Annotated in this window: 4 protein-coding genes; 2 read left to right on the forward strand and 2 right to left on the reverse strand. The window is 44.1% G+C overall.

The genetic code is table 11. The features are described from left to right. Window positions 1-547: 547 nt before the first annotated feature. Window positions 548-1,669 (reverse strand): PQQ-dependent sugar dehydrogenase, encoded by a 1,122-nt coding sequence (locus BV214_RS13750; RefSeq protein WP_086478087.1) that lies wholly within the window; start codon window positions 1,667-1,669, stop codon window positions 548-550. Between the two features lie 130 nt (window positions 1,670-1,799). On the opposite strand from BV214_RS13750, the gene BV214_RS13755 reads away from it, so the two are divergent. Continuing rightward, window positions 1,800-10,277: a T9SS type B sorting domain-containing protein gene (locus BV214_RS13755; RefSeq protein WP_086478088.1), complete on the forward strand. Its 8,478-nt coding sequence runs from the start codon at window positions 1,800-1,802 to the stop codon at window positions 10,275-10,277. A 13-nt stretch (window positions 10,278-10,290) separates the two neighbouring features. Here BV214_RS13755 and BV214_RS13760 read toward each other — a convergent pair whose 3' ends face one another. Next, window positions 10,291-10,683 carry a hypothetical protein gene (locus tag BV214_RS13760; RefSeq protein ID WP_086478089.1) on the reverse strand — a complete coding sequence of 131 codons (393 nt, stop codon included), beginning with the start codon at window positions 10,681-10,683 and terminating at the stop codon, window positions 10,291-10,293. Window positions 10,684-10,746: 63 nt separating this feature from the next. Here BV214_RS13760 and xerA point away from each other — a divergent pair, with 63 nt between their 5' ends. Next, entirely contained in the window at window positions 10,747-11,874 is a 1,128-nt protein-coding gene (gene xerA / locus BV214_RS13765) for a site-specific tyrosine recombinase/integron integrase (RefSeq protein ID WP_245806802.1), read from the forward strand. Window positions 11,875-12,135 lie beyond the last annotated feature (261 nt).

Consider the following 12,135-nt stretch of genomic DNA (forward strand, 5'->3'; position numbering starts at 1 on the left):
TCTCGGCAAATGCAAATCGTTGCATTTTTCGATCGGTCCTAGATTAGATCTAAAAACCGGTTCAAAAACTCCGCGCTTTTTAAAAAATAAAAAGCTGAATCTCGGAGCTTTTTAAACCTATTCTGCGGATAAGGAAGACCTCACAAGTGGCCTCTCTCAAGAGCTTTCGGCCTATTTTCTCCTTTTGTAGTAAATCGAGGGGGGGTCCACATTGGCTTAAGGAAGGTTTACCTGCCGTTAGGAAGGCGTCCAAAGAGCATTTCACGATAATGAAAGCGGCCTGGGCGCTGCGGCTGTGGAAAGCTCGTAGATTTCAAGAAAGGAGAAATCAGCCTAGATTTTTCCCGCCCGTACCGAAACGTACGTTCGGGCGGGTTGAATACTTTTTTCATCGATGGAAAAAAGTATTGAAAGGCCTAATCAAAGGTAGGTTATTGTAATTGTGCTTACCTTATAATTTTAACTTCACAGAACTTTTGAGCTTGCCCCATTGATACTTATGGGGCTTTTATATTTACTTTGGTACCTAAGGTACCTAAAGGAGGTATTATTCCTTAGGAACCAGCTTATAGATACCCTTGCCTTCTACTGCCACATAGATATATCCGTCTGGCGCCTGTCTTACATCTCGTACTCTTCCCATGTCTGGCATAATTTTCTCGCGATACACTACCTTGTTATCCTTTAGTTCTAAACGCTCCAAATACTGGAATTTTAGAGAACCTACTAATAGACTTCCTTTCCATTCTGGATACTTATCACTGCTTACAAAGGCCATTCCGCTAGGAGCAATAGACGGTACCCAGTAATAAAGGGGATCTTCCATGCCTTTCCTCTGGGTTTCATCGGTAATAGGTGTACCGCTATAGTTCACCCCGTAGGTAATCACCGGCCAGCCGTAGTTATTTCCTTTTCCAACAATGTTAATTTCGTCTCCCCCCATAGGACCGTGTTCGTTGGTCCAGATGGCCCCTGTTTCCGGGTGTTGCACCATCCCTTGTGGGTTCCGGTGCCCATAGCTAAATACGGCAGTTTTAGCACCTTCCTTATCTACAAACGGATTGTCCGATGGGATGCTGCCATCCCTATGGATACGATATACCTTTCCTCCATCTCGGGTAATATCCTGCGGATTTACATCCCGATCTCCCCGGTCTCCAATGGAGAAATATAGATATCCGTCCTTGTCAAAAGCAATTCGAGATCCAAAATGCTGTCCTCTGGTAGTATTAGGGCCTGCCTTGTAGAGTACTTCCTTCTCCGTTAAGCTGTTTCCGTTTAATTTTGCTCGCATAATAGCGGTGTTACCACCTTTCTCTTCCCCTTCCTCGGAAGCGTAAGAAATATATATCCACCCATTGTTTTGGTAATCTGGGTCTATGGCTATATCCAACAATCCACCTTGCCCGCGATTGTATACCGTGGGACCATTTTCTACAACCGACTTTTGGCCATCTTTAAAATGAATAATCTCCCCGGATTTTTCGGTTATCAACATACTACCATCCGGTAAAAATGCCATTCCCCAAGGAATAGAGATACCCTCCACAACTAATTGAGGGGTGTAGGTAACCTTCTTTGGGGTATTTGCCTCATTTTCATCTTGTTGTGCGCAAGATATGTGCAGACTTAAAAACATCAAGAGTACTAATGCGATACTATTTTTCATAATTGTGCGTTAAGGGATTATTAATGTGGCTTTAAGGGCTTAAAGATAAATAAAAATATAAGTATAAATAACTACAATAAGATATAGTTGGATGTCAATTCCAATTATATTTTAATAACCAACCTCACTCATGCTTCCACGAAATCCACGGTATTTCTGGTATGTTGCCTTGTTGATGGCCTTATCAATTATTGGCAGTGCTGCCATCGCTAGGTCTGTGGTACCTATAAACGCAGCCGGTGTTTTTAGCGCTACTTTGCGAGCAGCCATTGGCGTAGAAGGGGATGAAGGGAAACTAATTGATTCTCCCGAAACCTCTAGCATTGCTCTGAATAATGTTGAATCTGCCGCAGTTGCACCCGCTATGTTTGCGACCATTATTACCAATGCCGATGCAATGGAAAACTGTTCCAATGATGGTAGTACCATGGCTAGTTACGCGCTCTGTGGCGATTTTGACGATAGGCAGGTGACACTGCAAGGAACCTATAGCAGTTATCAATGGCAACAATTTAATCCTAGTGGGAGCTGTACTTTTAATGTAGATGCCGCCTGTGCCAATACCAATCTTAGTTGTTGGAGTACGATTAGCACCAGTAATACCTTTACGATAGATGCAAGCACTATTGATTCTTCCATCGGTGCTGGTTTTAGGGTACGGGTAAACGGATCAGGCCCTTATTATTACTTTAATGTAAAGAAAAGTACCATTACCCAGACCTTTGTAAAAAGAAACTTTATCTGTGGCGCTCCGGGAAGGATTCAAATTACCAATCTTTCCAGTGCCTATGAGTACAGTATAGACAATGGAACTGGCTTTGGACCTTGGCAGGGTGCTATTTTCGACAATTTGATGCCTGGGACCTATGTGGTAAAAGCAAGGCTTCAAAACACCCAGAACACCTGTGAATACCTTTACGACCCCATTGTAATTGAGCAAAGGGATATTGACATTGATGTAACCTATGTAGACGCCCTTTGTAGTGGGGATACAGGTAGTATTTCAGTAGTGGTACAGAACGTTCCCGGGCCTTATAAGTATACCCTATTGGATGAGAATGGGACCCCACAGGAATTCACCTCCTTTATTGCGGCAGACAATTATGTATTTAGTGCTGTTGGCTTTGGGACCTATAGCGTACGGGTAGAAACGCAACAATGTAAAGGAGATGCCTCATTAGGAATTCCACCTCCTTCCCAGGATATGGATATCCATGGAAATCCCATTGTTATTGGCGACGGAATTGTAGCCTTGGATGCCGCTACGGAGGTCAATAATAGTTTTGGTTGTAGTGTTCCCAGTGTGGATATAACGGTAAGGACTACGGGCGGTACGGCGCCTTATACCTTTGTAGTGAATGGCACGGAACCCGCTAGCAGTCCCTTTTCAGGGAGTGCCGTTTATACGGTTACCAGCCCGGGGGATTATAATTTTGTAATTACCGATAGTAACGGTTGTACTATTACCGCTTCTGCCAGTGTGGAAGAGTTAACGCCGCCAGATATTGTGGTAAGTGGAATTGATGGTACGTGTACCAATGGGGGCGCCAAGCTACATTTTAATGTACTGGATGCCAAGGGGTATAACTTATCCTATAGGGCAAGTCCTAGTGATGTTTGGAGTACCAACCCATTGGTAAATGTTTCTGCAGGAACCTATAGCAATATTCAGGTGCGTTACCAACAAGGTGGTTTCGATTGTATTTTAGATTTACCATCGTCTGTAACCGTGGCCACTACAGGGACCATAGCTGGAAATGCCGTGAAAATAACGGACAGGACCTGTGATGGCATGGGAGGTGCTGTAGGGGGCGGAATAGAATTTCAAGGACCTTTTTCGGGAGGTTCTGGGAGCGGGTATGTTTTTAGTATTTCCGGGGACGATCCATCGAACTTCAGTACACAGACTACTTATACCAATTTAGCTCCTGGCACCTATACCCCCATAATTAGGGATAGTGGTGGGTGCCGCTTAGAGTTGCCTCCAATTACTATTAATGATATAGATCCACCAACGGCAATTGCCTTTAATCAAAGCAATGTAAACTGCTCCTTAGGTACGGCGGATGTGCAATTAACTGTTACCAGTAATTTTGCGATAGCCAAATATGAGGTAATTAGCCCTGGTCCTATCATGGACAATGGCACCAATGATGTATTTACAGGATTGGATACTTCCACCGCCTACCAATTTAGAGTGACCGATGTTAATGGTTGTACGTATACCAGTAGTTTTACCCCGGCAAATATAAGTTCTATAAGGGCGCGGGTAAAATCTGGAGGGGATACCCAGGTCTGTACGGGAGCTAGTGATGGTACGGGCAGCTATCTTATAGACGGATTTGCCAATAGCTATTCGTATAATATCAACGGCGGACCGGAAAGTGCTCCGCAAAGTGGTAATGAAGTCGCTTTGCCACCGTCTGCTGCTGGCACCTATGTAATTACGGTGACCGACCTTGATACAGGGTGTACAGACACGGCTTCCATAACCATTTCGGAACCCTCTAGTCCGTTATCACTCACCGCTGCGGTAACCGCTATGAGCTGTGCCAATAACAATAGAGGTAGGGTAGTGGCCAATGCTTCGGGCGGATGGGGTAGTTATAGTTATACTTTAATACCTCCACTAGGAGCAGTAGTGGGACCTACCTCTAACCGAACCTTTGGAAACTTAAGCCAGGAAGGAAGCTATACTTTGGAGGTTACCGACGCCGAGGGATGTGTAGAGACCTTTACGTTTTCCCTCTCGGCCATAACTCCGCCTACCATTACCTTAGATGCGGCAGCTTCGGATCTATGTTATGTTCCAGGAACAGGTGCTGTACTAGCAGTAAACTCAACCGCCGGAAGCGCACCGTCTGCCAGTCATCAATACCGTATTAACGGCCTTACTTCTTGGCAGGCCAGTCCAGTGTTTACGGGAGTGGCCCCTGGTAATTATACCATTGAGGTAACGGATGCCAACAATTGTTCGGCCCAAGAAAATATTACGGTGAACCCTAGGTTACGGGTTACTACGAGTATAGAAACAGAAATCCCTTGTGGTGGTCTTCCGGGGGAGGTACGTGTCCGTGTTTCTGGGGGATACCGAACGGGGGCTGGATCCAAAGTTTATGAAATTAGCTCCGACAATGGAGTAAGCTTTGGACTACCTCAACCCTTGGTGTCCAGTAATTTTTTAATTCCCACCACCGCACCAGGCACTTATGTAATTAGAATAACCGATAATGAAGAGTGTGTGGCAGAATCCAATCCAATCATTATGGAACCTCCCATGGCCATAAACGCAACGGCAGATGTAATTGATGCCAGTTGTGGGAGAACGGATAACGGTATCATTACCATAACACCGGATGCAACAATTGGGGTGCCGCCCTATGAGATTAATTTTGATGGGCGAGGTTTTTCATCTCAGACCATTTATTCCAATTTAAACGCGGGACAAACCTATGGCTTTACGGTTAGGGACTCTAGGGGATGTGAGTTTGTAGATAGTAGGACAATTGGCACCAATGCCGATCCTGGGCCAGATGCCACTGTGGTAGCTGTTAATGCCACCTGTAGCCTTTCTGTGGTTTCGGGAGAAATCCAGGTAACCAATGTAACTGGCGGAACTCCGGATTTCACCTATATTCTACAAAATCAATTTGGTGTGGAGATTGCCCGGGTTGGTCCAACGTCCAGTACAACTGAGAGTTTTCCAGGGCTGGCTCCCGGGAATTATACCGTAGTGACCTTGGATAGCGCTGGTTGTAGGGATGTGGATACCGTGACAATAAATCAAAACACGGTAAGCGTTATTCCAGATCCGGTTCCCTTGCCCGCTTGTAGTGCAACAGGTTTTACTAACACAGTTGAGATCGTTGGGGGTACCGGTCCATTTGAGATCCGCTTGGTGGAATTTCCCGTAAATGCTTTTGTACCGGTAAATCTGCCACCAAGAAGACATACTTTTAACGGATTGCAGTTTGGGGTGTCTTATACCGTTGAGGTATTGGATACGGCTACCGGTTGTACGTACATAGATGTAATTGATCCTGTGGACGGACCTTCCCCGTTGAACGTGACTGCTAGTTCTACAGCCGGATTTTGTGATTTAAACAGAAACGGGGAAATAATATATACCGTAGATGGATTTGCCCTTGGAGATGATCTAAGAATTGAACTGGTCAACAATAATAACGGTTCAACAATACTTATAGAAAATGTAACGCCAGGAGCGGTTCCATATTCTAATAATTATTTAACCTTGCCGGGAGATTATCAAATTTTGGTAACTAATTTAACCGATGATTGTACGGATGCGGTTACTATTTTAGTAGACCAAAATCTACCCTCTATCGACATTTTAGCGGAACGCCCTGCCAATTGTAATGCCTTCGGCTCCATTACGGTCCAAGGGTCGGGAGGGGCGGGAGGGCCCTATGAATTTGCATATATGCCACAAGGGGATATTCCGTCCCCAGGGGATTTTATATTAGAGACAACCTTCTTTGCAGCAGCTGGTAGTTATGATGTATATGTAAGGGATGCTAGTGGATGTACTTCCTTTGATATTGCAACGGTGATTGATTTAGATCCGATATTACCACCACCTACCATCGTGGTGGCGAACCAATGTGTGGTAACCGCTACCACCTTTGAGGTGAATGTTTCTATACCCAATAGTGTGGATACCCCCAGGTTTACGTTGGGAGGGGATACCCAAATTGGGGTCTTAAATGGTGCGGTATATGAAGCTACTTTTTATGTGAACAGCCCTGGATCTTATCCCGTGTATGTGGTTGATGCCAATGGTTGTACCAGTCAAGCTACTGCAGAGGTGTACGAGTTTCTTGCCGTAACGGGAGGATTCTCTGTAGCACCCACCTGTTTGGTAGCAGACGGGGAAATAAGGGTTGAGGTAGTAGGGGGAAGCGATAATTTTAGCTATCAATTGCAAGATGATGGTGGGACCAATATTGGTGCACCCATAGTAGGCGACCGATTAGCGGGTGTTTTTTCTGGAATCGCCACAGGGAATTATAGCGTGCAAATAGTTGATGTGGAAACTGGTTGTAATGATACGGTTACAATCACTTTAGAGAATCCAGTACCTCCGGTTATCCTCGATATAAATGAACAGGATATTTCCTGTTTTGGTGCCAACGATGGAAGTATTAGCATTATCCTTCAGGCAGGTACCGATGTAGATAGTCCTATAGATTACCGCTTGGTAAATTTTGATACGAGGGTGGCTATTGCCAACAATAATTCCGGTTCCTTTGGGAGTCTTTCCTCTGGTAGATACGAAGTAGAAGTAGTTTCTGCAAGGGGTTGTGAGGCAGTGTCGGGTTTAATAGAAATTGAGGAGCCTTTAGACTTTTCCATTACTGCCAGTGCGCCGGATTTTGCCTGTGAAGTAGGGGCCAATAGGTATAGTTCTACCCTAATCACAGTGAATGTGGTAGATCCGGGGACCTTGGGGGCTGGATATCAGTATAGTATTACGGGCTATGAAAACTATCAAACCTCCAATACTTTTGAAATAATAGACAATGGTACCCCGCAAAACATTACTGTTTATGCGATAGATGGCAATGGGTGTAGGGCCCAATTTAATGTGCCTACCATAAATCCGCCTACAGAAGTGGTTCCCACCTTAAGCGTGGTAAGCAATCTTAACTGTCAGGACCCGGAACAGATAAGGATAGAGGTGGTAGGAACCACCGATTTTACAATTAACATCAATTCGGTGATTCCGGTAGCTCCAGTGACGGTAAATGGAGGGAGTTTTGCGTTGGTAGATTTACCAGCAGCAGGGGATTATCTCTTAGAAATTACGGATAATAGTGGGGGATGTACCTATCCCTTGCCCAAACATACGGTACATGAGCCAGAGGAACCTACTGTGATAATCAACGAAGCCAAGCCAATTAGCTGTTTTGGTGCCAATGATGGGGAATTAACAGTATCCGTAAGTAATTATACAGGAGATTATACCTATACGGTGTATAGCAGCGACGATTTAACTGCTTCTACACCACTTAGTACAGGCTCCTTAAGTACCACTAACAATCCAGAAGTAATTACGGGCCTGCCAGGGGGTAACTTTTATGTGGTTATTAGTTCGGATGATGTTCCTTATTGCACTGGAAGTAGCAATGTGGCCACTATTAGAACGCCCAATGGGCCTTTGGCTGTTAGCGCGGTAGAAATAGGTAACGTAAGTTGTAATGATAATAATGGTAAGATAGAAGCCACAGGATTGGGAGGTTGGGATATTGTGCCCTATGAATATTCCCTCGCTATAGAAACTCCTTTGGGGAGCAATATTTTTGTAGAAACTGTGGCATTTGGGGCAGTCAATGAGTTCGATAATCTCACTAGTGGTAATTATAGGGTAAGTATACGGGATATAGAGGGGTGCGAGGCTACAATAGATGTAACGCTTAATGCCATAGACCCTATAATTGCTGGGATAAGGGAGCCCCAAGGTCTAGTTTGCCCGGGCGGTAATAATGCGGTTTTGGAGGCTTTTGACCCTACCAGCGGAGATGCGTTAACCGCCGTAGCAGGAGCTTCGGGCGGTGTAATGGGAGCAGGTTATAAATACCAGCTCATCTATTTGGGAAGCAATGATATCACCGATGAGCTATCTAGGGGCGGATTACAGGATTCCCCCAGGTTTGAAGGTGCTTCGGGCGGATTTATCAGCGCAGGTTGGTACGCTATAGAAGTTTCTTCTAGCTATGAGTGCATTGGACGTACCCAACCCTATTATGTTACTCCGCCCGCACCTATACAACCTAGATTGGTACAAGTACAGGCACCTGGTTGTGGGGGACAGGGACAGATAAGACTCAGTGTAGCGAATCCGGAAGTGGGGTATGTATATGAATATAGAGCTTATAATGCCGCGCCTACTGACCCTTATACGGATATGATGGGTAGTGTAGTCCTGATTGATGTTGGACCTGGGTTTTATCAATATGATATTCGTAAGAAGGAAGTATCTGGGGCTAATGTCTGTAATAGTGTACGATCTCAAGGAATTAGTCTTGTAGATGCAGAGCAGGTAGAGCTGGTTCCTAATTTACCAGATGATATTTCTTGTGCCACTGAATTGGATGGAAGAATAGAATCCTTTGCTGCTGGTGGGGTAGGTAACTATCTATACACCCTCTATCTGGGAGATCCTGGTGATCCTTTCGCTCCCAATCCATCGGCAAGCATTGTAAGAGCAGCACAGGACGATGGTACTTTTGAAGGGCTACCAGAGGGGACTAATTATTATATTGGAGTTACTAGCGGACTAAGTTGTGGGGATGTAAAAGGCCCATTGATAATTACAAGGCCGGCCCAAATTGAATTTAACGCTACGGCCAATCCGATATCGTGTAATGGATTGCAGGATGGAACTATTGCGGTTGAAGTAACTTCGGGCGGGGAGGGGCTAATACAGTTTGCCATCTCCCCTAACTTCAATAAGTTTTTCAGCGATCCCTTAAATCCCAATGTGTATACTTTTACAGACCTTGCACCTGGCTCCTATGAAATATTGATTCAGGATGAAAAGGGATGTAATGAAAAAAGAACCTTAATTATATTAGAACCAGATGCACTGTCTACCTCCTTTGCAACTACCCCCGAAACTTGTATCAATGCTTCGGACGGTTCAGCCCAATTAACAGTTGGCGGAGGAACCCCATTTGTGGATGTTCTTAGTGGAGCGGAGTATTATGAGACCAAAATTATAGGTCCCAATTCGGTTGGGGATGAGGTGTTTGTGCGTAACGATGCTCTATTATTAGATAATCTGGTGGGCGGGGAGACCTATGTGGTATTTATCCGGGATGCTATGGGGTGCGAAACCAATGTGACGGTTCCTATTCCGATAGGGGTAGACTTACAGGCCGAAGCGATTGTAGATTATGGGTGCGAGGGGATATTTCCCAACAATACGGTGACTATTAGTATGGCCCAAACCAACCTGCTTCCCCAATTGCTCTTCTCTTTAAATGTGGACAATATGGCTGTAGCCAATACCCAGACCCACTTTGGCGATTTACCTGCGGGAGACCATACGGTGTATATTTATCATGAGAATGGGTGTAGCACGGAGGTGGAATTTTCGGTTGATGCCTATGAGCCCCTTTCCCTGAGCGTTACAAAAACCGGTCCTAATAAGCTTACTGCAATGGCCACGGGAGGCTTTGGAGGATATGAATACTTCTTCCAAGGGCAATCCGCTGGTGAGCGTGTGGAATTCTTCTCCTATGAGGATGCCAATGTTACCGTTAGAGTGGTAGATAGTTACGGGTGCGAGTCTACCCTGGCTGTTCCCTTTAAGTTTACAGGGATGTTAAAAATCCCAAATTTCTTTACGCCCAACGGGGATGGTAAGAACGATGAGTGGTTTCCAGGGAATAGGGAGTTTTTCCCCAATATGGAGGTGAAGATCTATGACCGTTACGGTAGGGTAGTGGCGGTATTGGATCAGGTATCGGGATGGGACGGTACTTATGAAGGCAGGGAGTTGCCAACGGGGGATTATTGGTATGAGGTAAATGCCAATGACCAGGACAAACAACGGTTTATGGGTCATTTCACCCTTTATAGGTAAGGTGAGGCAGTTTTTAGAAGTACTTTTTTGAGGTGTTCATATAGGGTTGCCAGGTGACCAATACATACTTTTGCTTTCCGTTGACGCTTTTCTTTAAAAATCCAAATTCATATACGAAAAGATAGACCTCACCTTTAGGGTTTTTCCAGTAATGGGTGAAGAAGGTTGGGTTAAATCCCTCCTCAAATAATTGGGATCTTCGGATAGTGGTAAATCCGGACCGATTGTATTTTTTTAAAATTTTCCGATTTATTTTTAGTTGCCTATCCACTTCTAGAAAGAAAGCTTCAGTTAGCTGACGATTTTCGTACTGATTGATGGACCTGCATTTAATGGAGCAAAATTTCTTGTCCGACCTACCGATTACGGGGCCTTCACACACAGGACATGTTTTAGTAGTAGCCATTTTACACAAAGATTATACTCATAATATACGGCTTTTGACCCAGTTTATAGTTAAACTTGTTACATGAATACCATAAAATCCATAACGCTTTACCATCTGATGATCAACGATGTAAAGAAGATCGGGATAAAATTTGCTCCTGATAACCTAATTCAAGGATTAGTAAAAGGGCTACCAGATCCTAAATGGAGCGAACAGCACCAAATGGCATACATCCCCAATACCAAGGAGCATCTAGAATTATTGTTGGATACCTTTAGGGGGGTGGTTTGGATTAATTTCAACCGCTTTTATCCAAATAAACCGGTAAACAGCCACAACGAAAATGTGGATGTAGCTTGGTTTCGTAAAAGAAAACTTCCCCCGGGATACCGAGCTTGTCCAGAAGAATACCTTTTAAAACTGGAGCTAAAGAGGTATTCCAATAGTACGGTTCGTATCTATGTTAGCTTTTTTGAGATGTTCATCAACTATTATAAAGAAAAGGAATTGTATGCTATTGACGAAAGTGATATAAGGGCCTTTCTTCAGGAAAAAATTCACAACAATGTTTCCAATTCCTATTTAAATCAGGCTATAAACGCCATAAAGTTCTATTACGAAGTAGTGTTGGGCATGCCTAACCGTTTTTATGCCATAGAGCGACCCCGAAAAGAATTTAAGTTGCCTACCGTAATTTCTAAGGATGAAGTTTTGGCAATGATAGCTAGTGCCAATAATTTAAAGCATAGATGCATTATTCAATTGCTGTATAGCGCAGGATTGCGGCGTAGCGAACTGATTAATTTAAAGCTTACCGATGTGGACAGTAAACGGATGTTGATACGGGTAGAAGGCTCTAAGGGTAATAAGGATAGATACACCTTACTCTCCAACACCGCCTTAGCAGATCTTAGGGCGTATTATAGGGAATGGAAGCCGCGAATGTATTTGTTTGAAGGTAGAAAGGCAGGTAAATACAGTGCAAATAGTGTATTGCAATTAGTGAAGGACGCAGCCATTAAAGCAGGCGTTAAACAAACAGTGAGTCCGCACGTATTGCGCCATAGTTTTGCCACCCACCTGTTGGAATCTGGGGTAGATCTTAGACAAATACAGGTATTATTGGGGCATGGATCTAGTAAAACAACGGAAATTTACACCCATGTGGCAACAAATACTTTTAAAAACATAATTAATCCCTTAGATTAGTAGTTTTAATAAAATAGATATATAACCAATACATACCATACACTTACGTTAGAAGGTTATTTGCAATAAAAATTAGAGCAGCTTCGGGGCTTCCCTTTTTTTGCTGCCTACCCTATAGCTCGACCAATCAGTGCGCAAGTGGTACGTTTATCTGGGCAGCAAAAAATCTACGGTCTGTTAAGTTGTGGAAAGTGCTTTAGGGTTATTAAGGGATTGAAAATAGGAGCAACTTTTGCGCTATCCGCTTTTGCCGCCAGTACG

Origin of the sequence: Arenibacter amylolyticus (assembly GCF_002150785.1) — a bacterium.
Lineage (GTDB): Bacteria > Bacteroidota > Bacteroidia > Flavobacteriales > Flavobacteriaceae > Arenibacter > Arenibacter amylolyticus.